Source organism: Fusibacter sp. A1, from assembly GCF_004125825.1.
Taxonomy (GTDB): Bacteria; Bacillota; Clostridia; order Peptostreptococcales; family Acidaminobacteraceae; genus QQWI01.
The window spans coordinates 206,733-230,477 of sequence record NZ_QQWI01000007.1 but is presented as its reverse complement, the minus strand read 5'-3'; the positions used below and the strand labels follow the sequence as shown (position 1 = coordinate 230,477).

The following is a 23,745-nucleotide window of genomic DNA, read 5'->3' as shown; positions in this document are numbered from 1 at the left end:
GGAATGAAGAAGACTTTTTCAGTGATAAAAGGTGATGGAATCGGACCTGAGATTGTGGACAGCGCTATTGAGGTTCTCAATGCTGTAGCGGGCATTTTCGGGCATGAGTTCGAGTACAGTTATTTACTTGCAGGAGGTGCGGCGATCAATAAGTACGGACACCCGCTTCCTGAGGAGACGATCGAGACATGCAAAAAGACCGACGCGGTTTTACTTGGAGCGGTCGGCGGTCCGCAGTGGGAGCATCTTCCTGGAGACCTAAGACCCGAAAAAGGACTTTTGATGTTGAGAAAGGCCTTGGGACTTTACGGCAACTTAAGACCAGCAAAAGTTTTTGACGCGCTGAAGGACGCGAGTCCGCTAAAACCCGAAATCATCGGCGACAATTTTGACATGCTGGTGGTGAGAGAGCTGACAGGTGGCATTTACTTTGGTGAAAGGGGCAGGGACGGAGATAGCGCCTATGATACAGAACGCTATAGCAAGTACGAAGTGCAAAGAATCGCGAGGATCGCTTTTGAAACCGCTAGAAAACGTAAGGGCAAGGTGACCAATGTCGATAAGATGAACGTGCTTGAGAGCTCGAGACTGTGGAGGGAGACCGTGCTTGAAGTAGCTGCTGACTATCCTGAGATCACCCTTGACCATCAGCTGGTGGATAATGCGGCCATGCAGCTTGTAAGAAATCCGAGTCAGTTCGATGTGCTGTTGACATCGAACATGTTCGGTGACATTCTTTCTGATGAAGCGAGTATGATCACTGGCTCTATTGGAATGCTACCTTCGGCAAGTATAGGAATAGGCACTCTTGGATTATACGAACCGATCCATGGGTCCGCTCCTGATATCGCAGGAACCGGTACTGCAAATCCTTTAGCGACCATCTTATCGGCGGCGATGATGCTTAGGCACTCGTGCGACATGCATAAAGAGGCATCGAGCATTGAGCGTGCGATTGAGGATACGCTCAACTGTGGGTACAGAACATCTGACATCGCAGCCAATAAGGAATTTATAGGGCTTCATGAGATGACACAGCAGATTATCAGTCGATTGAAAATAGGTTGAAGTAAACTAAACTTAGCCAAATTTAGCAAAAGAAACGCTAATCAATCAGCGTTTCTTTTGCTTTTTATTGAGTCGTAGGAGGTCACCCATTCATCAACTGTGATTTTTTCGACCAGTTCACCAATCAGATCATATGGAATATCATCCATTCTTTTTAGGCGTATGCAACTCTTCCCCATATCTAGCTTGTACTTGCAGCGCTTAGCGTATTCGGTAACAAACCAATCATGGAGCTGCTGATCGGCATAGATGCCCATATGATAGATGGCTATATAGTTTTTTTGCGATCCCAAGTTGATAAAGGGTAAGGGTAATGTAGGGTCGGTGTGATACCCCTTTGGATAGATGCTGTGAGGCACCACATAACCGATCATGTTATAGCTTAAAGTCTCTTTAAATCCTTCGGGAAGATGTTCCAATATGACGGTTCGAAGATTTTCCAGTACGACGCGTCGATCTTCTGGCAGTTGTGAAAGATACTCTTTTATGTTTGATGCGTGAATGTTCATGGGATACTCCTTTCCATGATTTATTGATATCCTTTCTCATTCAAGTCAATCAGGAATCAATAAAAAAACCTTCAAGTATTTTTACTCGAAGGTTTTTTGCTTAAATCAGGTATGCGTTCTCACCATGAAGCGATTCGTCAAGACCGGTTTCCTGATCGTGCGCGTCGACTCTGACTGGCGTGAACTTATTGATGACATGTAGCAAGGCGTATGAGATGAAGAAGGCATACGCGCTTGCAAAGATGACTGCGCCGATTTCCACTAAGAAGAAGTGTGTTCCTCCGTAGAATAAACCGTTTGCGCCAGATGAGTTGACTGCCTGGTTTGCAAATAGTGCAAGCATGACTACTCCGATAATGCCTCCGACGCCGTGCACGCCCCAAACATCTAGTGCGTCATCCCATTGTAGTTTGTTCTTAAGCTTTACTGCCAAGTAACAGACAAGACCAGCCACGATACCGATTAGTGCTGCTACTTGAGGTGTAACAAAGCCTGCTGCGGGAGTGATTGTGGCAAGACCTGCTACAGCACCTGTAAGCAAGCCTACAAATTTCGGCTTTTTAGTCTCGGTCCATTCGATGATCAGCCATACGATTGCTGCAAACGATGCTGCAATATCCGTATTTAAGAATGCGACTGCTGTGACGCTATCGACTCTTAATTCACTACCTGCGTTAAATCCGTACCATCCAAACCAAAGTAGCGCGGTACCGATTGCGATAAGCGGGATACTATGTGGTTCGTGTGACTTGACAGTCCTTTTGCCTACAAAGAAAACAGAGGCAAGTGCAGCCATACCAGCAGTAGCGTGAACGACGATACCGCCAGCGAAGTCAAGAACACCCCACTGAGCTAAAATTCCACCGCCCCAGACCATATGTGTGAAAGGGAAGTAGACGAGGAACAACCAGGCTATCTGGAATACAAGATAAGCACCGAATTTCACACGCTCGGCAAACGCACCTGTGATCAGTGCCGGCGTGATTACTGCGAACATCATTTGATATGCTACAAATACAAGTAAGGGAATATTGTTTGTTGGGGATAAGGCATCGGTCATCGAAATTCCTTTTAGGAACATCATGTCGAAGTTGCCGATGACGCCACCTACATCGCCACTAAAGCATAGTGAATATCCGACAGTGAACCAAATGATTGTAGTGATACCAAGTGAAACAAAACTTTGCATCATGATTGCCAAGACGCTTTTTCTACCAACTAGTCCACCATAGAAAAATGCAAGTCCTGGTGTCATCAGCATAACTAAACTAGTTGATAAGAGCATAAATGCGGTACTGCCTGTGTCGAAACCCATAAGGTCTCCTCCTTTTGATTAGTATTTAACGTAGAATTACACAGTAGGTTATTGCAATTGACATGCCAATAATGCTCTTGCCTTAAACAATAAAGGAAAACGTTCTCATTGCTTGTTTATTAATTGTCAAATTGATAATGAAGGTAATCCTCTTGTGAGGATAGAATAAATAAAGTGAGACACAAATGCCCTATTGCGACATTTGTGTCTCACTTTATTCTTGATTAAGTTCATATTTGTTTAGTTTTCGATGTAGTGAGCGCCTGCTGATGCCTAAAAGACTTGCTGCTTTTGTGATATTGCCGTTTGTCTGATTGAGCGCGTTTTTAATGGTATGCTCTTCAATTGAATCTTTAGCATCGAGTAGGATGGTCGGCTGTACAGGCGTGGTTGATTGAGTGATCTTATCCGGTAGGTCCGTAATGCCAATTACTTGCCCTTCGCTGATGACGACTAGTCTCTCGATGATGTTTTCTAGCTCTCGGACATTTCCAGGCCAGTTGTAGCTTTTAAGTAGTTCCATCGCCTTAGGTTGAATACTTTTTATGGGTGTTCCATAGAAATTTGAAATATGGACTAAAAAGGTTTGAACCAGTGTTTCAAAATCATCCTGTCGTTCACGTAGCGATGGCATATGAAGTGGGATGACGTTTAATCTGTAATAGAGGTCTTCTCTAAATGAACCTTCTTTCACCATGACTTCTAAATCCTTATTGGTCGCTGTGATGATTCTGACATCCAGCGCGATTGTTTCAGTGCCGCCTAAGCGTTCAAATTCTTTTTGCTGAATGATTCTTAAAAGCTTAAGCTGAATGAGTGGAGAGATATCACCGATCTCATCCAAAAAGATAGTACCTGTGTTGGCAAGCTCAAAGCGACCTAGTTTTCTCGCAAAAGCTCCTGTAAAGGCACCTTTTTCATAACCGAACAACTCACTCTCTAAAAGCGTTTCAGGGAAAGCGGAACAATTTACCTTAATGAAGGGTTTATCATATCGATTTGAGGAGGCGTGTATGGCATTTGCCACAAGTTCCTTGCCGACACCTGTTTCGCCGTTGATATAGACAGTAGCCATACTTGCCGCAACTTTTTTTATCAGACCGATTACTTCTTTCATAGGCTCGCTATGTGAGACCAGAATGTTGGGGATGTCTTCGGAGTAGATCATACTCGGTGAGGAGGCTTCGAGCAGAAGCTTTGCCTTATAGACTGCCGCTGTGAGTTCGTTAATGTCAAAGGGCTTTCTGATATAGTCAAATGCGCCCATTCTGATAGCACCGATAGCCGTCTCAACAGTCGCAAAGGCGGTCATCAGAATCACAACAATATCCTTATCGACCTGTTTAATCTTCTTAAGAAGCTCAATGCCTGATATTCCAGGCAGGCGCAGATCTGTGATGACAATATCAAAGGAGGTGTCTTCAAGAAGCTGTAGGGCGTCTTCGGCATCCTTTGAAGATTCGACATGATAGTCTTCGTTTTTTAGGACTTTAACCACCAGGTCACGTAAGTGGAGTTCGTCTTCTACCACTAAAATTCTTATCTTGCTCATGATATCTCCTTCTTTTGTTGTATTGGTAATCGGATGGTTGCTACTGTACCACGATCAATCCTGCTCTGGATATCGAATTCCCCATGATGGTTTTCAATGATTCTTGCTGAGATGGATAACCCCAGCCCCGATCCGGAATTTCTGGTTGTGAAAAAAGGAGTGAATACTTTTTCAAGGTTGTCAGGTGAAATCCCTTCTCCGGTGTCGGAAAGTCTGATGATGACACGCTGCGACTTAAAGTCAAGGCTTGTACTGAAGTTAAGCTGGCCCCCGGAAGGCATAGATTGCACACTATTTATAATAAGGTTGATCAAGACCTGCTTGAGCTGCTCATGATCGATTTCGATCGTAGTTTGCTCACCAAAATCGGTGTTGACAGCGATATTTCTTGATTCAAAATCAAAGCCGATCAGATGGATGGTGTCTTCGATCAGTTTATTGATGGAATACTTTGAAAAAGTGGGCTTATGTGGTTCTGAAAAGTTGATGAAGCGTTCGATAATCCTGTCTAGACGGTCTGATTCGGACATGATGATTTCGATTTCAGAGTAAAAGGGATTCTCTTTATCCATTTGCATCAGCACAAACTGTGCGTACCCTTTGATAGAAGCCAATGGGTTCCTGATTTCATGTGCGACACCTGCGGTCAACTCACCGAGTTCCGATAATTTTTTCGCTTTTTCGATGTTCTTCTCAAATTTCATTTTTTCATCGTATAGCTCGATGATGACGGTGAGTCCGATGAGTGTATCGTGCAAGTCAGTCTGTCTCATGGTACTGATAACAACAGGAATCAGTTGATGGTTGGCCTTTTCGAGATAGACGATCTGATCATTGATGGAGTAGTCGCTTTTTACGGCTTCTTGCAAAATGGATTTGAAGTTTTGATGAATCAGCGAATCGGTTTTTGATAGCAGGTTGCCGATCAGAAGATCCGCTTTGATACCCAAAATCTCAGAGGCGATTGCATTTACAGAGAGTACTTCACCTTTGTTGTCGAGTGTGATTATTCCCCGTGGAAGCTGTTCGACTAGGGAGGACATGCTGTTCTTGATGCCCTCTATAAATGCGACTTCACCAGACTTTTCAAGTACCTTTTGAAGCATGAAATTCATTTCTTCAAAGAGAATGTCAAAGGAATGGGTCAGATGTTTGATCTCATCACTGGATTTGATGTAGTTTGTATACTTTTTATTGTCGGTTAGCAACATATTCAGTTTGACCTGCAAAGACCTGATGGGTGCTGTGATGCGCCTGGAAACGATAAAGGATAATAGCGATAAGCCTAACAGGGAGATGACGACAACCAATAGGAAGTAAATTTCTATATCGTCGATGATCTTGTTGGCTTCACTTGCTGGCAGATGCAGGACCAAGTACCAGGTGTCAGCTTGCGTATCGTACTTTTTCAGTTCGGCGGTATAGGTGAGTGACTCGCCAGTTATGTCACCGCCTGTCATACGGACTTTGTTTTGACTCGATGAGATCAGCTGGGCATAGCCCTTGTCTCCGAATCGTACATTGGACACAATGTCAGAAATTGAGGTGTCGTTCATCTGTGCGATGACCGATCCGACATGATTGTTATTCGTGTCATAGAGCGGGGCGCTGAAAAACATGACATGCTGATCTGAATCCGCTAGGGAGATCAGATCGGATATGTAGGGCTTTTCTAGGCTGGAATCGGGTACGAGTGAGGAATATGCGGCCGTATCGATTGAATCACCGACTGTAACGAGCACCTTACCAGAAGTATCGAGAGCGAATATGCCGTCATAGGTCTTGTATGCCTTCACCACACTTTTAATGTAATCCTCGGTGGTTGTCGGATCGATACCTGACATTGTAATCAATTTTGAATCGGCGATTACCTGGATGTCTGCTGTTCTTTCAAAGATGAAGCGATCGATTTTGTTGGTAGTTTCCTCTGCGAGGGTGCGCATTTCGGAATTTTTTGAGACGAGTACGGTAGTCGCTATATTCCTGTGGAATACATAACCAAGTGTCACAGAAAGCAATAATGACGTTGTAATGAAAAACAAGACGATCTTAACTTGTAATGAGTAATGGCTTAATTTTTTTATCATAAGAACCCCCAATTGGCACTAATATTATAACATGTTAGCCGTAATACGTCTTAGTGGGAGCGACATTATCGGTCATTTACATGCGTTTGAGCCATGAAAAAAGCTTTTTCAGGTATGAGTGTCTACTCCTGAAAAAGCTTTGTCTGTTTAGAAGGGAATCTCTACATCAAGCAGATCTTTGATTGCCTGCATATCCTTTTCGAGCGCCTCATTGATAGGAACACCGCTGACGTCCCTTTCTACAAATGCAAGGTATTCCTGTTCTCCCGCCGTGTAGATACGGTCATGACCAGGAGCTACCTTAGAAGCCCTCAAGGCTCTTAGTATCTCTCCAGTCGTTTTTTTGAAATCGTCGAGTTCTGTGAAGGCGTTCACATCGATTGCGATAAAGAAATGCCCTAAACGGTAGGGTACCTTTTTACCATTATCATGACCGGATAGGGCTTTCAGGAAAGCTCCACCTTGCAGTGCTGCAGATAGGATTTCGACTACGGTCGAGTAGCCATATCCTTTGTGACCGCCAAGTTCGTCTCCTATACCGCCAAGAGGGGCAAGGGCCGCTCCGCCTGTCACCAGATCAAGTAGTACCTGATCAGTATCGGTGCGTGGCTCACCGTCTTCACCGATCACCCAACCTTTTGGTAAGTCTTTTCCAAGTCGCTGATACACTTCTATCTTACCGCGCTGTGTGATTGAGGTCGCGCAGTCGAGTACAAAGGGAAACGCCTCGTCTGTAGGGATACCGAAGGTAAGCGGATTGGTTCCGAGCATGTTTTCGATACCGAAGGTGGGAGCGATGGATGGGCGGGCGTTGGTGCCTGTGATTCCTATGAGCCCCTCGTCTGTCGCCATGGTGGCATAATAACCTGCAATTCCATAATGATTTGAGTTTCTGACAGCCACCATGCCCATTCCATATTTTTTTGCCTTGTCGATCGCCATCTTCATGGCCTTTTTAGACACGACTTGTCCCATACCGTTGTTGCCGTCGAGTACCGCGGTTGTCGGACCATCTCTTATGATGTCGATCTCAGTCAAGGGATTGATGATTCCCCCCATGATTCGGTCGATATAGATCGGTTTTAGTCTTCCTATACCGTGCGAGTCGATTCCGCGCATGTCAGATGCGATCAGCACATCGGCGCAAAGAGTGGCGTCTTCATCGCTTAGTCCAACGGCTATAAAGACATCCTTCATATAGGTATGTAATTTTTCAAAACTGATTTTTCTCATGGCTTCTCCTTGTTTTAAAAATTTCGTTTATCGTATAGTCAATTTATAACCTTTATTAGACAAACTAATCGGTGTTACGGAAATTACAGTCAAATCATTCGATCTACCATTTGCAATTCGACGATTATTTGACATAATAATAGTAGACTAAAAAGTAAAACACCTAGTTGAGATTGGCAGATGGAGTGTAGAAGATGAAACTATTGAAGGAATTACAAAAAGAGCGGGTTATGGATGATGCAAAAGAACTTTGGATGGATTACCGTAAGGAGCTTACTGAGTTCATTGTTAATAATACGGATAGGGATACGACGATCGCTATTTTTGGAGCAGGGTATTGCAACGATATCGACCTGACGATTTTTAGTAGCCATTTTTCTGGCATCGAGCTAGTGGATTTTGATTATCATGCGATGCAAGAAGCAATGAAATCCTATGAGCTAGATGGCAGGAACAAGGTAAAGACCAAGAAGGTCGATTTTTTAGGAATTGATGTGGATGAATACGATGAACTTGCAAAGTTCATGATCAAGCAGGTTGTATTACCTCAAAATCCTAATATGACATCTGTTGTTCATCGGCTGGAGAAGTACGTTGATAAAATCAGAAAGCACCGAATGAGTTTTAGTAAGAACACGACTTATGATTATGTGATGGTTGTCGGTGTACATAGCCATTTGATCTCATTTATCGAGCAGATTATCGAGCAGGCATGTATCCAGAAGGGAATACCGGTTGACGGAACCGTTCGACAAAAAATTACGGAGCTGAACAATGTGATGGCGGTCAAGTTAAACGAGAAAGCGTTCGATCTTGCCGACAAGGGTATCTTTGTAGGGGTGGAGACTGCGGTCAATCAATCGGATTCTCTTGTGCAGGGTGCGTATCAGGCGCATAACCATATTGTCAAAGCGATAAATGATGGAAGATTTGCGAATTTTGGACATGTCGATCTGACGTTCACTTATAGTGCAGAACTTGTTTACAAGATGTCGATCATAAAAATAGTAGAGGCGATAGGTTAAGCCACTGGAGGAAGTATGAGAAAATTTAGCAGTCAGTCGAAGGCAATCAAAATTGTAAAAAGCCTACTTTTCGGTATCATTTTGATTTTGATTTTGGCGATAGGCGGATTTTATATCTACACACTTGATTATTACAGAGCGAGTGAGGATGTTAACGAGCTGATGCAAGAAGCAGAGAATAGGATAGAAGTGCTCAAGAACACAACCGTCATTTATCCAAGTAAGGATAATGACGCACATACCGGTATCATATTCTACCCAGGTGGAAAGGTAGAAGCAGTCGCATATCTGCCACTACTTAAGCAGCTTTCTGATCAGGGTTACACATGTGTCTTGGTGAAGATGCCGATGAATCTTGCGGTATTTGATGTAAACGCGGCTGACAAGATTTATGGCGATTTTCCGCAAATGGAAAGATGGTACCTTGCAGGGCACTCATTAGGTGGGGCGATGGCAAGTAGCTATATGGAAGACAATAGCGAGAAGGTGGATGGCTTGATTCTTTTGGGTGCCTATCCCCTGAATGAAAAAGAGGAAAATGTGCTCGTGGTCTATGGTAGTGAAGACATCATGCTCGATCTTGCAAAGCTTGAAACGACTGAAAAGGTCGTTGAAATTGTCGGTGGAAACCATGCTTACTTCGGAAACTACGGCGAGCAGGAAGGTGATGGTACAGCTGTGATTTCACGAAGTGAACAACAGGCCATTGCAGTCAAGGAAATTGCTGAGTTTATCAAATAATCATTCCATCAGGATTCGCTGACATAATTCCTAAAAAGTATGTCAATTACCCCAATTGTACTTAAACGAGTATCTGTATATAATGGCTAAGTACGTTTGAGACAATCTGGAGGAAAATGATGTATCAGCTAATCGCACTTGACATGGATGGAACTTTACTAAATGAAGATAAGAACATTTCTAAAATGACATTGGACGCTATTGAAGCGTTAAAGGCTATAGGGAAGAAAGTAGTGCTTGCAACCGGGAGACCGCTGCATGGAATCAAGCGTTATATTGATGAACTGGACTTGTTGGATGAACATGACTATGTGGTGACTTATAACGGAGCCCTTGTTCAAAGTACAAAAGGGGATCATGTACTGCTTGATGTACCACTTGACCTTGATGCATTCAAAGAACTATTCGCATTAAGTCAGGAACTTGGTGTCCATATACACGCCCTGACAGAGAATAGTGTGATCACACCAAAGAACAATGCCTATACTGAAATCGAGTCACAGATCAATCAAATTCCCATTATCGAAATGCCAGTGGGGGAAGTGTCTGAAAACACACTGATCGTGAAAGTCATGTTTGTAGATAAACCTGAGATTCTCGAAGATGCCATCTCAAGACTGCCACAATGGGTGAAAGACAAGTACACGGTAGTAAGAAGTGCTCCTTTCTTTTTGGAGTTTTTAGATCCGAGAGTAAATAAAGGTGCCGGTGTGCATGCGATCGCCACCAAGCTTGGATTGAAACAAAGCCAAGTCATTTGCGTCGGAGACCAAGGGAATGATCTTGCGATGATTGAATATGCACAATTGGGCGTAGCTATGAAAAATGCAACAGATGACCTTAAAGCAGCAGCTGATTATGTGACGTTGTCCAATGAAGAGGATGGTGTAGCGCATGTGATTAGGAAATTTATGTTATAACCCTAAAAACGAACGCCAAATCCATAAGGATTTGGCGTTTTTTTACTGAAAAAAATAAGCGTTACTCTTCGATTTGAAAACCACCGAGATGGTTTTTGTTGACCTCATCAAGATAGTCTTCACTGTCCCACATGTCTGTAAGCACTTGCACACCACCGAGGTGGCCTAGGTTTACAAGTTTGATCAATTCTGATCCAGGTAAGTCCAAGTTAAGGGCGCTCAAAGGGGGGCGTGATGGCTCGATATCGATCATTTGACCTTTACTTAGTGCCCCACCCCATAAGTCATCAGGTACCATAAGACCACCAAGGTGCGAAGCGTTCAGGTTATTAAAGATGACAAAATCAGGAATAGCTAGTGGAACTGATTCTTCTTCGATACTTGTTAATTCTTCAAGATCCATATCATCTGGTACTTGAATACCACCTATTGCAAAACATGATAGGGTAAGTATCGGCAATAACAGTAGAGCGATAATAAAATTGATGTGTTTCATAAGAATACCTCCATCTCTTTAGCCACTTTCTGACATCAGATCAATAGAGAGTAGTCCACTTGTAATTCTTACTGTAATTATGATGGTTCAAATAAAACAATGTGCTAGATAATTTAAAAGCGTCAATTATGATTAGTGGAACTGCACAATAAAGAATGGCCGCTTTATCAACTCATTTATACCCCTAGCTTTTGTTGATTAATCACATATGAAGAGGTCTTCATGGATGTTAAGAAATAGGTACATCTCTCGGTTTTTCTTTACATAAATGAAAAAAACAGCTCACTTTCACTACTCTGAAGTGGGCTGTTTTCATAGAAGTTTCACTTAGATCCATTCCTCAACAAGGCTAGCGAACCCTTTGTGGAATGCATGCCCCATATTTTCGACAATTTCCAAACGGCAATCGATGTTGGCTTCTGTAAGGGCGCTGTGCAATGCTTTTGCATGAGGCAGACAGTCATTGTCCAAATCACCGCAGACGATGAGCACTTTTGATAGTTTGAGCGGTTCAAACAGTGGTTCGAAGCCTTTAGTGTAAAAACTAGGAAGCCAAGGTCCAACTAATACAAGTCTGTCTGCATGTACTTGTTTTTCGGCAACGGCACGCGCGATTGCATTGCACCCTGCGGAGAATCCACCTAGGGTTCTTTTGGAATAGGCATCCCAGTCCATTGCATTGATAGCGCTGTGAATTTGATCTGGAGCAGAACCTTCGTTCTCCCAGCGGTACAATAAAAAAGAATCGATGTCTGAGGATTGCAAGTACTCTACTTGCAGTGAATCCGAAGCCAGAGCATCCCATTGTTTTTTTGCATGACTTATGTTTTGTTGATTGCCATGCATCGCTAGTAGGATATTGTCGGCCTTTTTCTCTGACCAAGTTGCAACAGGCTTTGAATTGACAAGTGCATCCTTGTATTTTAGTTCATTTAAATGTTTAAGGCGCTCGAACTCGGAGTCGCCTTGTAGGCTTGTCAGGTCGTCATCCTCAAAAACCACCGGACGATACCAGTTTCCTTTTTCCTCGATGGTGCTGCGGAGGATATCAAGGGCGAGCTCCTTTTTACCTGCTAGTGCTGCTAGGCAGTATCTGAAGTTATCTATTTGCCCTCGAATCAGCCCTTTTGTTTTGGTTTGATTTTCTTCTATATACTCTTGAGCGTCTTTGATACGGTCAGCGTCCATCAGAAAAATCGCATGGTCGAGTACTTGATCTTCATCTAATAGGTTGAAGACGAAGCAACTTACAGACTCGAGAGTCTCGAACCCTGATTTTTGATACATCGATAAGGCTTGCTCGTTCTCGGCATTTACGACGAGCATGCAATCATTAAGGTCGTTTTGCTGACCGAGTTCGATTCCTGCTTTTAGCAGTTCTCTGCCTATGCCTTTGCCTTGATGTTCAGGCAGAAGGGCGATTGGAGCTACAAAGCTATATTCGCCAGTATCATCGGATTCGTGTATCATTCTTAAGACCCCGACAGGTGAATCCTTGTACCACAAGAGCTGCATACCTTCTTTGAGCAGCCATTTATCATTAAATAGCTTGTGGACAATTTCTTTGTTAATAGGCGTTTGAGAGCCTTTCAGATTTTCAAAGGCTTTATTTCTTATAAATGCATATGCTTCTTCGTCTCTGTCTACGACTAGAGGCTTAAGTTCATATCCGACAGGAAAATTCGCAGTCACACGATCTTTGCCTTTACGAACCATCACATACGAAGTCCTATAATAGCTAAAGCCTAAATCCTTTACAATGTCTTGGACTCCAGACACTTTGTCCGGTAAGAACATTTCTAGACGGTCAATGTCAAATTCAACTGGAAGCGCTGCGCTAAGCAGGAGTTGATAGTGTTCTCGGATATCTTCGATGCAGTGAAAAATTCTGATACGTGCCTTTTGACCGGCTACATAGTAATCGTCATACATAATGGATAATACACCAATTAACTTGTCTTCATTATATAGCAAATAGGTAGGATCTTTTTCGTTTACTGTAAATTCCGCCATTTCCTCTTCGTCTAGAAAGGATTCATCATGCGCGTAACGATAGGTTTCACAGTAGCTTAAAAAATCACTTAGTTCATTTTGAGTCATTAATTTTATGGTCATAGAAAGCTCCTTTATCCTGTGATCTTCAACTGCTTTCAGTATATCAAAAGTTGTTTAAGTATAAACTATTAAAGTTTGACTATAACTAAAGATTGCGCTCTAATAGGTGAGCGATTACGATAAAAAGACCTCAAATCAAGTTGATCTAAGGTCAGGATTAGCTTATGATGATAGGCTAGTTTTTAAGGGAATAATCAATCGGTATTTTCCTGTTTTTTCATCATTCGGAATCGAATCGACGATGTTTATACTGAATTTCACGTAAGAGCCAAATCCCTTTTTATCGAGAATATCATCCATTCTTTTTATGATTTTTGAGATGACAATCTCCGAATCACCTGTGATGACCACATTCAATTGTAAGGTGTTTTGCTCCACTTGAACGACCTGCAGTTTTTCAAGGCCTATGACAAAGAATTCGATAAAAATAGTAGGATGCAGATAGTCCTTATTGCTGCTTGAATCTTCAAACCATAGTTGTTCCTCTTCACGCCCTGCTATTCTGCTGATTAAAGGAAAAGACCATCCACACGAACAGGTCTTGTCGCTTAAAACGACTTCATCGTGCATCTTGTACCTTATAAGCGGTTGCGTGTAGTTATATAGAGTTGTAACGACTAGGTGTCCGATTTCACCTGGCTTTGCAGGTTCGCCATTTTCTTTTATCACTTCATAGATATGCCAATCGTTAAAAAGATGGATTTCATCATGCAGGTCGCACTGCGAAGCCATTCCGATTGATTCTGTAGCTGCATAGAAATTGATCGGTTTAATGCCGAAGGCCTTATGGATGGTCTTCGCCATCTGATCGGTCAGCGTTTCTGCAGAGCATAAGATTCTTGACGGATAAATATTTAAGCGGCCTTCCAATTGCTCAAGTGCGAGAAGATATACACCAGAAGCATAGCCGCTTAGGCTTTCGGGCATGTACTTATTGAGTTTCTCAACTGATTCTTTTATAGGTCTGCCGATATCCACTGGAAGAAAATCAAATAAAAGCTTTGGCGCATCTTTGGTCAAACTGATTCCCGCATAGTGACCGTCAATTAGTCCGATATAGGCGAGTTTGGTCTTTTTAAAAAGATGGAATTTGTTTTTTGACACGCGATTGATCACGATCGCTTTTAGCAGGGACCAGTCATTTGGACCATATACATAAATTCCAGGACTGCCTGATGAACCGGATGTGTGTATCACTTCGTAAATACCATCGTATTTGCTATCTGACATCTCAGGGTCACTTAAAAACTTTTCTAGATCATTCTTTTTAAGACCCTTGTCACAGACGAACCGATTAAAGTTCTTCATCATGAGCTCTTTATCGATGATAGGGAGATCGTGAATTTTAACAGACTCAATTTTGTCCACAGTGATTCCATGCTCTTCATAAAATGTTTTGTAAAACTCAGAGTGGTCCATCACATGCTTTAACAATTTAGCTAGCCGCCTTTGTTGAAGCTCATTCAATTGCTCATCGTTCAATTTTTCGGCTTTTTTTGCTTGTAGCATGTTTAGTAAGATGTTGATGACGGATAGTTGATACTTATCTTTAATACTCACAAAAATCAACTCCTTGTAAAACTTTTTTACAACGATTGCACAGTATATTAATACCCATCGGTAGTATTACTATTCAAGGAGGATATCCGTCTTAAGATCAATCTGCATCGCATAAATGATGTGTAATATTGTATTGGCTTTTAATCATGGACTTGATAAATCTTGATCTGGTAGGTGGTGCGATGATTATCGCACTGGTCAGGATGTCGTAGTATGAATCATCCCCAAGGTGATATAGTGCGATTGCTTTTCTGGTTAGTAGATCACATAAAAGGGTTGTAGTAAAAGCCAATTTCTTATCAAGTAATACTTCATCTACAACATGGATAACTTCGTCATGTTCATCCATTATGTGATAGGAGTAACTTAAATTCAAATATAATGATCCAAGAAAATTAATTTGACGCTTATTTAAGTATGGGTATTGCTTGGTTTTATATAGCAATTGCTGGATGATTCTAATCGCTTTTGTGTTTTGATTATTCCGTCGGTATTGAATCATAAGAGCGATTGCTGTAATAAGTTCTATCGTGTAAAAATATTGGTCAGATAACATCGTTTTTCGATTACTGCTTAAACCAATTAGAATATTTTCAAGAGTAATGATGTTTTTTGTAAGGTTTTTTGTTTCGCTTATTTCGACCAATGTGATTGAATTTAAAAAGTCGTTAAAGAATTTTTTTTCAGTTGGTGTTGTACTTTTATCACAAAGCATATTTTCGATGATTTTTTGAATCATCACTTTTAGTTCTTCATATTCCATATTGGTCATCTTGTTAATGATTTCATCAATCAAATCCTCAGAAAAGAAATCAAGAGGGATTCTTGTTTTGGTCAATAGTTCAATCAAGTCAACCTTATATAAGAAAGAAAGTTTATCCAAAGTGGATAGCTTAGGTTCCGGTTTTCCACATTCTATTCTTCTTAATGTTTCAATAGAAATACCAGTTACTTCTCTAACTTGCTCTCTTGTAAAACCGCAGTTTTTTCTAATTGATAATACTAAATCACCGTATTCTATGAAATTCATATTCATCAAACTCCTAACCGATTAGTTGTTTTGTGGGTTGATTTAATTGTATCCTATAGTTAGTTCTAAATCTATTACTAAATCGGGTAAAACAATCTTAGGAGGAATTTTTATGAAAAGAGCAGCAATCTTATTGGTTATTATTTCAGCAATCTGCATTTTTCCACAGATATTATCAAATGATAATACTCAAGGTCAATTTGCAGGTAAAGAGGATTTACCACCACATCTTTCTTACTCAACGGTTTGCAATAGTTAGGAATTGTGTTTTTTGATGTACTATATTAATTTGTAGTACAGTAATGTTGAGAAGGGTAAATTGTCATTAAGGGGAAATGAATTAAGTTTAGAAATCGATTAGGGGGAACATCAATGAAAAAACGTATTTTTATTTTTGCTTTAGCATTATGCCTTGTGGCATCTAGTTTTTCATTTGCTGGAGCAACTTCGAACGGTAATCAAGCGATTCCTGTTCTTATTAACGGTGAATTAACTGACGCTTCGAATGATGAAGCTGCAGTAATCGTTCAAAACTATTTGAACGGAAACAAGTCTGCTTACAAACTTAAAGAAAACCATGGTTTCAAGGTGAAGCACGTTGAAAAGCAAAATGGGAACACAATTGTTAGACTTCAACAAACAATTGACGGTATCCCAGTTGTTGGTTTTGAGCAAGTTGCAAACATCGACGAAAACGGAATCATGACATCTTTAGCAGGTCAATTACTTAAAGAGAAAAACGTAAGAGCCGGTAAAAAAGTCAACGCTAATAAAGCGGTAGATATCGCAATTAGCGATTTGACAGTTACACCTGTCTTTGAAAATAAACCTTCTGCAGAACTTGTTTATGTTGTTGACGAAAACGGCGCAGCTCTTGCGTACGAGATCGAACTTAGCTACATGGAACCTGAAGCTGGAAGATGGTTCTACTATGTAAGTGCCGACAAGGGTTCTGTAATTAATAAATACAACAAACTTGATACTGCAAAACCTGTTAAGCCTTCTTCAGGCATCACAGTGGACAGTAGCGGTATCGATGTGAATGGCGTACTAAGAACGTTTAAAGCGTTACAATCAAGCGGTTCTTATCTACTTGTAGACAGTACAAGAGGTAACGGTGTTTACACATATGACGCAGCGTACAGAACAAGAACTCCTGGTAGCTTATGGACAGATTATGATAACTACTTGGGTGCTGCTTATGACGCACCAGCTGTGAGCGCTCATGCTAACGCATCAGACGTATATGATTTTTACTTAAATGTATTCAACAGAAGAAGTTATGACAACAATAATGCTAAATTGATCTCCTCAGTCCACTATTCACGCAATTACAACAACGCGTTCTGGAACGGCAGTCAAATGGTGTACGGCGATGGCGATGGAAACGTGTTCTATCCACTGTCTGGCGCACTTGATGTTGTAGCCCATGAATTGACTCATGCAGTTACTGAATACACTTGTGACTTGATTTACCAAAATGAATCAGGCGCGATCAACGAAGCGTTATCAGATATTATGGGAACTGCAGTTGAGTTTTACTACAATGACGATCCTGATTACCTGATTGGCGAAGATATTTCTGGTCCTGGACTAGGCGCAGTAGCTCTTAGATCAATGGAAGACCCTACAATCATGGGAGATCCTGACCACTATTCTGTAAGATATATAGGAACACAAGATAACGGTGGCGTTCATATCAACAGCAGTATCATCAACAAAGCTGCATACTTGATGGCAGAAGGTGGCTCTCACTATAACGTGAGCGTTACTGGTATAAGCATCGAGAAGACTGCCGACATATTCTACAGATGTATGACAAACTACCTGACTCCATCTTCTAACTTTACTGCCCTAAAAGCGGCTGCCATTCAATCGGCAACTGACCTTTATGGTAGCTCAAGTGCAGAAGTAACAACGGTTATCGACGCATTCAACGCGGTTGGTATTCAATAGGATGAATTAAGTCTACCCTTAATGACTTTACAAAACCTGCTTCATTTTGAAGCAGGTTTTTATTATGTAGAATCCAAAGAGATGACATTTTTAATTTTGTTGATGGTATAATAGGTGTAATTGCGAATTGGGGAGAGTGATGAATTTGAAATTTAGGCGATTAAATCCGATAAAGCTACAGCTGAAATTAACGATTCTGATCATGTTCCTAATCGTTTTTTCAACTGGAATCAGTAGTTATTTTGTTAGTCGGTTTGAATTTGTCAGACTAGAAGAAAAAATTGAATCAGACCTTTATAATGTAGCTGGAATCATAGCGGATACACCTCTTATTCAAAAGAACCTGTATGAGAAAAACGAGCAAGCAATTCAACAATACGTTGAACATCAACTTGAGAGTTTGATTGATGTAGAAATCATCACCATAGCGGATATGGAAGGCATTAGATTTGGACATCCCAATAGCGATCGGCTTGGTGAGCGATTTGTGGGTGGAGATGAGCTAAAAGTAATCAGTGAAGGTGCAAAGTACACATCGGTTGCTACTGGAACGTTAGGACGTTCTGTGAGAGCATTTGCCCCTGTCTACTATCAAAATGAGCAGGTCGGTTTTGTTATGGCAGCACATCTGTTTGACGATGTTTTACTCGCCAGACGTAATGTGGAGCTAAATATAATCATTTATACGCTTATTGGCATAGTTTTTGGGAGTATGGGTGCTATAGTCATTGCGATTATCATAAAGGATAATCTATTGGGACTTGAACCCCATGAAATCGTGCAGTTGTATAGAGAAAAAAATGCGATGTTGAAATCGCTGCATGAAGGAATTCTTGCTATCGATGATAAGGGGCTTATTACGATGATGAATGATTCTGCGATAAAAATACTGGGAATTAAGGATACCGACGTTGTCGGCAAACATATCAACTTACTTTTTCCAACGTCCAAACTGCTTAGGGTGCTTGAAACAGGAGTCGCAGAATACGATAGAGGACAAAAGATTAATGGCGCCCATGTCATGACTAATCGCGTTCCGGTTTTAGAAGGGAACAGGATAGTCGGTGCAATCGGTACATTCAGGGATAGGACAGAAGTCGTCGCCATGGCAGAGGAGATAACCGGTGTTAAGCAAATCATTGAAGCGCTGCGCGCAAACACGCATGAGTTCATGAATAAACTTCATGTCATTATGGGTCTTTTGGAAATGGGGGATGATAGCAGCACAAAGGCTTATATCATAGACCTTAAAGAATCACATGATATGATTCATGAGATGGTTGTAGAGAAGATTGGAAACCCGATGATCAGCGCATTGCTTTTAGGCAAGCTCAATAGAGCGAAAGAAGAGAGTGTGAAGCTTTATTTGTCAGAGGACAGTTCCTTTAAGCAAGTAGATGACAGACTTGGTTCTCAGGTTGTCATTATTATCATCGGCAACTTGATTGAAAACGCCATTGAAGCGATTAAGCGTTCGAATCAGTCTAATGGAATGGTAGATGTGTATTTAAATGATCTTGGACCTGAGATCATTATCCAGGTCACTGACAATGGAGTTGGTATAGAAGCTAGTCAGATTAGCCGAATATTCAGGCGTGGATACTCGACAAAACCTGGTAGTAACGGTATTGGCCTTGATATCGTTAACGCGAATGTGATTCGATTGGGCGGTAAAATCGAAGTGGATTCTGAGGTTGGTGAAGGCAGTACATTTACGGTGACTTTTCCAGTAGAGGAGATTTAAATGATTAGGGTGCTTGTAGTTGAAGACGATCCGATGTTGGCAAAGATCCATATGAATTTTGTGGAGAACTTGAATGGATTTGAAGTAGTTGGAGTTGCAAACGACGGGGTAACAGCGCTTGAAATGCTTAAGACTAGTAATATCGACCTTGTTGTACTCGATATCTACATGCCAAAGATGGACGGTTTGAAACTTATTGATGAAATGCGTCGTGAATCCATTCAGTCGGATCTGATACTTGTGACTGCTTCAAAGGATGTGGAACAGGTGCAACAAGCACTGAAGTTCGGTGTCTTTGATTATCTTGTTAAACCATTTGAATTTGAGCGTTTGAAACGGTCTCTTATACAATATAAAAGCAGGGTGGATACCTTAAAATCTAATGAGGTGGTAGAACAGAGCTTAATCGACAAAATGTTATTACGAGATGAGAAACAGGTTGTATACGCATTACCGAAAGGGCTACACCAAAAAACACTAGATAGAATTAGAAAATCTGTAGAAAGATACACAGATAGGTTTGTGGATATCGAAACCATTTCAGAAGAGCTTGCGATGTCGAATGTGACGGTCAGGCGCTACCTTGAGTATATGGCGTCGGTGGATGAAGTTGAGATTGAAATGAATTATGGAACCAGAGGAAGACCTTCTTTTAAATACAAGTATAGAAAATAAGATGAGGCTTTGACATTTCTATGTCAGAGTTTTTTTTATTTTAAAAAGAGTTTGTAAATTTGCATAAACGGACATGAGCTTTTTGCTTAGCTATACTGACGGTGGTAGGGGCAATTTGTAAACGCTTTAGAAGGAGTGTGTAATGGATTATTCGAAGCTGGCATTGGAACTTCATGAAGAAAAAAGGGGGAAAATATCAATTAGTTCAAAAGTAGAGCTAAATGATAAGGATGATTTAAGTATCGCTTATACACCTGGTGTGGCAGAACCATGCAGGAAAATTGCTGAAAAAAAAGACGAGGTATATAAGTACACCTCAAAAGGGAATCTGGTGGCGATTGTATCGGATGGTACAGCGGTACTCGGTCTTGGTGATATTGGACCAGAAGCCGCGCTGCCTGTAATGGAAGGCAAGGCGGTACTGTTTAAGAAGTTTGCAGATGTAGACGCGTTCCCCATGTGCATTGAGACGAAAGATGTAGATGAGATTGTCGATCTTGTAAAGAAAATCGCGCCGACATTCGGTGGAATCAATCTTGAGGATATCTCGGCTCCGCGATGTATTGAAATTGAAGAACGGTTAAAGAAAGAACTTGATATTCCAGTATTCCATGACGACCAGCACGGTACAGCGATCGTAGTGGTTGCGGGTCTTGTCAATGCGCTTAAAGTGGTAAAAAAGGAATGGAAGGATGTCCGAGTGGTGATAAACGGACCTGGCGCTGCCGGATCGGCTATCACAAAAATGGTACTCAATATGGGTGCTAAGGATATTCTTGTGTGCGGTAAAGAAGGTATTCTACATAGGGGTGATGAAACCCACGACGTATTAAGAACAAGCTTGGCTGAGATGACCAACATACACAATGTAAAGGGTGACTTGGCTTTGGCCTTGTCGGGTGCTGATGTATTCATAGGCGTATCTGCTCCTGATGTTGTGACCAAGGAAATGATCACTAGCATGAATAGCGGTGCTGTTGTATTCGCAATGGCGAATCCTATACCAGAAATCATGCCAGATCTTGCAAAAGAGGCAGGTGCTGTAGTCGTTGGTTCCGGCAGATCCGATTTTGCAAATCAGGTGAACAATGTCTTGGCTTTTCCTGGAATATTCAGAGGTGCCCTAGATGTTCGCGCAAGCGATATCAACGAAGAAATGAAAATAGCAGCAGCGTTAGCAATAGCAGATATCATCTCAGAGGTGGAGTTGTCGTCAGAATATATCATACCAAATCCACTGGATCCAAGAGTTGTTGAACGGGTATCGAAGGCAGTAGCAAAAGCTGCACGAGAAACGGGAGTCGCAAGAATTTAGTTGATGTGAAACTAAGGGGGATAACAATGAGCGTTAATGGAGCAGCAGTTCGAGAAGTTTTGTTAGATGACCAGCAATTAGGAAAAACCCAGTTTAAGATTATGGGTATTTCGTTACCACTGTTCATCGTCGTTTCACTTGTGGTATTGAGTGCCACATTCATGGGAGTGCTACCTAAAGGAATGATCGGTGCTTTTCCGCTAATGATGATTATCGGGGCTATTTTGAACGAGGTCGGAAATCGTTTGCCGATTGTTAAGGACTATTTGGGTGGTGGACCGATTGTAGTCATCTTCGGTTCGGCAGCACTTGTAACTTATGGATTATTGCCTGAAGCATCAAGTGACATCATGTCGAATTTTATTAAAGGCGAAGGATTTTTAAGCTTTTACATTGCTGCGCTGATTACAGGCAGTATCCTTGGAATGGATAAAAAATTATTGATCCGCGCTGCGGTTAGGTACTTCCCAGTAATTTTAGGTGGTGTCGTTGCGGCACTCGGACTTGCTGGACTGGTAGGATCCTTAATGGGATATGGCGGAAAAGAAGCGATCTTATATGTTGCCTTACCGATTATGGGTGGCGGCATGGGCGCCGGTGCGGTACCTTTGTCTCAGATATTTGGAGACGCGCTTTCTGTTGATCCTGCCGAGATGCTATCCAAAATGGTTCCTGCGCTTGCGCTTGGTAATGCCATGGCGATTGTGATCGCAGGACTTTTGAATCGATTGGGCAAAAAGATGCCTAGCCTAAGCGGCGAGGGTAAACTGATGATCAATCAAGTAGCGGTCACAGAAGGTAAGCAAGTTGAAAGCGCCATTACGTATAAGTCTATGGGAACCGGCTTATTGCTCGCTACTACATTCTTTGTACTTGGAAACATTCTGGCAAAGTTTATTCCAATCCATTCTTATGCCCTTATGATTATAGCGGTTGCACTTGTAAAGATGTTTGGACTTATGCCTAAACAGTATGAGGAAAGTGCAGCGCAGTGGTTTAAATTTGTCATGGCAAACTTTACTCCAGCACTGCTTGTAGGCATAGGTGTCGCCTATACAGACTTGAATGCGGTGATCAATGCATTTTCATTCACCTACATCGTACTCGTTTTCTTTACGGTCTTAGGGTCGGTTATCGGATCTGGAATCGTGGGGAAATTTACTGGATTCTATCCGATAGAAGCAGCGATAACCGGTGGTCTTTGTATGGCCAATATGGGTGGAACAGGTGATGTCGCAGTTTTGTCGTCTGCCAACAGAATGGAACTGATGCCGTTTGCACAGATTTCGTCTAGAATCGGCGGGGCATTCATGTTGCTCCTTGCTACTGCTGTTTTAAATATGATCTTTTAACCTGATTTTTCGGCTATCTGCCTTCGGACAGATAGCTGTTTTTATTGGAATTCGACTCGATTTGTGATACAAATAGTAGGTATGATAGGTGTATGCCGTTAGACGATAATAAAAGATGATAAATGATAGATGATGGATGATGGGAAGTGATCGAATGGGTATGTGGTGTCCTAGTTGTTTGGGTAAGCTTATTGAGAACAGTGCTGAAAAGCGATATGAATGTTCGAATGGACATAGGTTTGATATTGCTAAGCAAGGGTATGTCAATTTGCTGATGAGTAATCAGAAGGGTAGTAAGGAACCTGGTGATGGCATTGAAATGATCAAGGCGAGAAACTCATTTTTGTCCAAGGACTTGTACTTTGAAGTAGCAGAAAAAACCAATGAAGTGATTGAAGAATGTGTGGTAGAGCCTAATGCAAATGGGGTGACCTCTATTTTGGATATTGGCTGTGGTGAAGGTTATTATCTTGACAAACTTATCAGGCATTTTGAGACGAAAAATATTACTGGTGAGTATTATGGAATGGATATTTCAAAACATGCTGTTAAGATCGCAAGCAAAAAGAACCATGCAGCGACTTGGCTTGTCGGCAACAATTTCTTCATACCATTTGAGAACGAATCACTGAATATTCTATTGTCGGTATTCAGTCCGATAAAAATGGAAGAATGCGAAAGAGTCTTGAAGGATCAGGGCTATTTTGTGAGATTGCTTCCAAATCCAGACCATTTGATTGAACTTAGAGAAATCATCTATGCCCAAATCGATGATAAGGAAAAGCCGAGTTATGAGATTGAAGGCGAGAAGCTAAAATTAGACAAAGAAGAAAACATCAACTATCAAATAAGTCTTGATCAAGAAGGCATTCAAGAACTCCTGTTGATGACGCCTCACTACTGGAAGACATCCAAAGTAACACAAGCGCGACTAGCTGAATATGAGTCATTAGACGTAACAGTTGCGATGAAGATATTGGTCTTTAAAAAGAACTGTTAAGTACGCTGAGCAACTGTAGCACCTCGTATTCGAGGTGCTTTTTTATTTGTAG

At 41.5% G+C, this 23,745-nt stretch carries 20 protein-coding genes; 11 read left to right on the top strand and 9 right to left on the bottom strand.

The features are described 5' to 3' along the window. Positions 1–3: 3 nt before the first annotated feature. On the top strand, positions 4–1,068 hold the full coding sequence (gene leuB / locus DWB64_RS12045; RefSeq protein WP_129488494.1) for a 3-isopropylmalate dehydrogenase: 1,065 nt from the start codon (positions 4–6) through the stop codon (positions 1,066–1,068). Positions 1,069–1,109: 41 nt separating this feature from the next. Here the strand turns inward: leuB and DWB64_RS12040 are convergent, their stop codons facing one another. From DWB64_RS12040 to DWB64_RS12020, 5 genes are all read right to left on the bottom strand, one after another. Continuing rightward, complete coding sequence (locus DWB64_RS12040; RefSeq protein ID WP_129488493.1) at positions 1,110–1,577, bottom strand: DUF1801 domain-containing protein; 468 nt, start codon at positions 1,575–1,577, stop codon at positions 1,110–1,112. Between the two features lie 100 nt (positions 1,578–1,677). Next, a complete protein-coding gene (locus tag DWB64_RS12035; RefSeq protein WP_129488492.1) occupies positions 1,678–2,892 on the bottom strand; it encodes an ammonium transporter in 1,215 nt (404 codons plus the stop codon). Positions 2,893–3,106: 214 nt separating this feature from the next. Continuing rightward, positions 3,107–4,444 (bottom strand): sigma-54 dependent transcriptional regulator, encoded by a 1,338-nt coding sequence (locus tag DWB64_RS12030; protein WP_129488491.1) that lies wholly within the window; start codon positions 4,442–4,444, stop codon positions 3,107–3,109. Beyond that, positions 4,441–6,531 (bottom strand): PAS domain-containing sensor histidine kinase, encoded by a 2,091-nt coding sequence (locus tag DWB64_RS12025; protein ID WP_129488490.1) that lies wholly within the window; start codon positions 6,529–6,531, stop codon positions 4,441–4,443. The genes DWB64_RS12030 and DWB64_RS12025 overlap by 4 nt, the downstream gene beginning before the upstream one ends. 147 nt (positions 6,532–6,678) lie before the next feature. Next, a complete protein-coding gene (locus DWB64_RS12020) occupies positions 6,679–7,764 on the bottom strand; it encodes an Ldh family oxidoreductase (RefSeq protein ID WP_129488489.1) in 1,086 nt (361 codons plus the stop codon). Between the two features lie 194 nt (positions 7,765–7,958). On the opposite strand from DWB64_RS12020, the gene DWB64_RS12015 reads away from it, so the two are divergent. From DWB64_RS12015 to yidA, 3 genes are all read left to right on the top strand, one after another. After that, positions 7,959–8,789, top strand: coding sequence for a hypothetical protein (locus tag DWB64_RS12015; RefSeq protein ID WP_129488488.1), 831 nt, complete (start codon positions 7,959–7,961; stop codon positions 8,787–8,789). A gap of 15 nt (positions 8,790–8,804) precedes the next feature. Further along, entirely contained in the window at positions 8,805–9,530 is a 726-nt protein-coding gene (locus DWB64_RS12010) for an alpha/beta hydrolase (protein ID WP_129488487.1), read from the top strand. 119 nt (positions 9,531–9,649) lie between these two features. Next, complete coding sequence (gene yidA, locus DWB64_RS12005; protein ID WP_129488486.1) at positions 9,650–10,450, top strand: sugar-phosphatase; 801 nt, start codon at positions 9,650–9,652, stop codon at positions 10,448–10,450. 61 nt (positions 10,451–10,511) lie between these two features. Here the strand turns inward: yidA and DWB64_RS12000 are convergent, their stop codons facing one another. From DWB64_RS12000 to DWB64_RS11985, 4 genes are all read right to left on the bottom strand, one after another. Next, positions 10,512–10,946 carry a hypothetical protein gene (locus DWB64_RS12000; RefSeq protein ID WP_129488485.1) on the bottom strand — a complete coding sequence of 145 codons (435 nt, stop codon included), beginning with the start codon at positions 10,944–10,946 and terminating at the stop codon, positions 10,512–10,514. Positions 10,947–11,273: 327 nt separating this feature from the next. Continuing rightward, a complete protein-coding gene (locus DWB64_RS11995; RefSeq protein WP_129488484.1) occupies positions 11,274–13,061 on the bottom strand; it encodes a GNAT family N-acetyltransferase in 1,788 nt (595 codons plus the stop codon). 162 nt (positions 13,062–13,223) lie between these two features. Next, positions 13,224–14,621, bottom strand: coding sequence for a phenylacetate--CoA ligase family protein (locus tag DWB64_RS11990; protein ID WP_129488483.1), 1,398 nt, complete (start codon positions 14,619–14,621; stop codon positions 13,224–13,226). A 97-nt stretch (positions 14,622–14,718) separates the two neighbouring features. Next, a complete protein-coding gene (locus tag DWB64_RS11985) occupies positions 14,719–15,651 on the bottom strand; it encodes a helix-turn-helix domain-containing protein (RefSeq protein ID WP_164980386.1) in 933 nt (310 codons plus the stop codon). A 112-nt stretch (positions 15,652–15,763) separates the two neighbouring features. Between DWB64_RS11985 and DWB64_RS19280 the strand changes: the two genes are divergently transcribed. The 7 genes from DWB64_RS19280 to DWB64_RS11955 all read left to right on the top strand — a co-directional run bounded on the left by DWB64_RS19280 (position 15,764) and on the right by DWB64_RS11955 (position 23,693). Continuing rightward, complete coding sequence (locus tag DWB64_RS19280; protein WP_164980385.1) at positions 15,764–15,910, top strand: hypothetical protein; 147 nt, start codon at positions 15,764–15,766, stop codon at positions 15,908–15,910. Positions 15,911–16,023: 113 nt separating this feature from the next. Continuing rightward, the gene (locus tag DWB64_RS11980; RefSeq protein WP_129488481.1) at positions 16,024–17,607 is read left to right on the top strand and encodes a M4 family metallopeptidase; all 1,584 of its coding nucleotides are present in this window, start codon (positions 16,024–16,026) and stop codon (positions 17,605–17,607) included. Positions 17,608–17,746: 139 nt separating this feature from the next. Continuing rightward, positions 17,747–19,351 carry a sensor histidine kinase gene (locus DWB64_RS11975; protein WP_129488480.1) on the top strand — a complete coding sequence of 535 codons (1,605 nt, stop codon included), beginning with the start codon at positions 17,747–17,749 and terminating at the stop codon, positions 19,349–19,351. Beyond that, positions 19,352–20,026 (top strand): response regulator, encoded by a 675-nt coding sequence (locus tag DWB64_RS11970; RefSeq protein WP_129488479.1) that lies wholly within the window; start codon positions 19,352–19,354, stop codon positions 20,024–20,026. A 142-nt stretch (positions 20,027–20,168) separates the two neighbouring features. After that, entirely contained in the window at positions 20,169–21,341 is a 1,173-nt protein-coding gene (locus DWB64_RS11965) for an NADP-dependent malic enzyme (RefSeq protein WP_129488478.1), read from the top strand. Positions 21,342–21,367: 26 nt separating this feature from the next. Then, positions 21,368–22,693 (top strand): 2-hydroxycarboxylate transporter family protein, encoded by a 1,326-nt coding sequence (locus DWB64_RS11960; protein ID WP_129488477.1) that lies wholly within the window; start codon positions 21,368–21,370, stop codon positions 22,691–22,693. A 136-nt stretch (positions 22,694–22,829) separates the two neighbouring features. Beyond that, positions 22,830–23,693: a putative RNA methyltransferase gene (locus tag DWB64_RS11955; protein ID WP_129488476.1), complete on the top strand. Its 864-nt coding sequence runs from the start codon at positions 22,830–22,832 to the stop codon at positions 23,691–23,693. Positions 23,694–23,745 lie beyond the last annotated feature (52 nt).

Bases quoted from the DNA above. Each gene is read 5' to 3' on its own strand.
- leuB (WP_129488494.1), top strand. From the start codon at position 4: ATGAAGAAGACTTTTTCAGTGATAAAAGGTGATGGAATCGGACCTGAG.
- DWB64_RS12040 (WP_129488493.1), bottom strand. From the start codon at position 1,577: ATGAACATTCACGCATCAAACATAAAAGAGTATCTTTCACAACTGCCA.
- DWB64_RS12035 (WP_129488492.1), bottom strand. From the start codon at position 2,892: ATGGGTTTCGACACAGGCAGTACCGCATTTATGCTCTTATCAACTAGT.
- DWB64_RS12030 (WP_129488491.1), bottom strand. From the start codon at position 4,444: ATGAGCAAGATAAGAATTTTAGTGGTAGAAGACGAACTCCACTTACGT.
- DWB64_RS12025 (WP_129488490.1), bottom strand. From the start codon at position 6,531: ATGATAAAAAAATTAAGCCATTACTCATTACAAGTTAAGATCGTCTTG.
- DWB64_RS12020 (WP_129488489.1), bottom strand. From the start codon at position 7,764: ATGAGAAAAATCAGTTTTGAAAAATTACATACCTATATGAAGGATGTC.
- DWB64_RS12015 (WP_129488488.1), top strand. From the start codon at position 7,959: ATGAAACTATTGAAGGAATTACAAAAAGAGCGGGTTATGGATGATGCA.
- DWB64_RS12010 (WP_129488487.1), top strand. From the start codon at position 8,805: ATGAGAAAATTTAGCAGTCAGTCGAAGGCAATCAAAATTGTAAAAAGC.
- yidA (WP_129488486.1), top strand. From the start codon at position 9,650: ATGTATCAGCTAATCGCACTTGACATGGATGGAACTTTACTAAATGAA.
- DWB64_RS12000 (WP_129488485.1), bottom strand. From the start codon at position 10,946: ATGAAACACATCAATTTTATTATCGCTCTACTGTTATTGCCGATACTT.
- DWB64_RS11995 (WP_129488484.1), bottom strand. From the start codon at position 13,061: ATGACCATAAAATTAATGACTCAAAATGAACTAAGTGATTTTTTAAGC.
- DWB64_RS11985 (WP_164980386.1), bottom strand. From the start codon at position 15,651: ATGAATTTCATAGAATACGGTGATTTAGTATTATCAATTAGAAAAAAC.
- DWB64_RS19280 (WP_164980385.1), top strand. From the start codon at position 15,764: ATGAAAAGAGCAGCAATCTTATTGGTTATTATTTCAGCAATCTGCATT.
- DWB64_RS11980 (WP_129488481.1), top strand. From the start codon at position 16,024: ATGAAAAAACGTATTTTTATTTTTGCTTTAGCATTATGCCTTGTGGCA.
- DWB64_RS11975 (WP_129488480.1), top strand. From the start codon at position 17,747: ATGAATTTGAAATTTAGGCGATTAAATCCGATAAAGCTACAGCTGAAA.
- DWB64_RS11970 (WP_129488479.1), top strand. From the start codon at position 19,352: ATGATTAGGGTGCTTGTAGTTGAAGACGATCCGATGTTGGCAAAGATC.
- DWB64_RS11965 (WP_129488478.1), top strand. From the start codon at position 20,169: ATGGATTATTCGAAGCTGGCATTGGAACTTCATGAAGAAAAAAGGGGG.
- DWB64_RS11960 (WP_129488477.1), top strand. From the start codon at position 21,368: ATGAGCGTTAATGGAGCAGCAGTTCGAGAAGTTTTGTTAGATGACCAG.
- DWB64_RS11955 (WP_129488476.1), top strand. From the start codon at position 22,830: ATGATGGGAAGTGATCGAATGGGTATGTGGTGTCCTAGTTGTTTGGGT.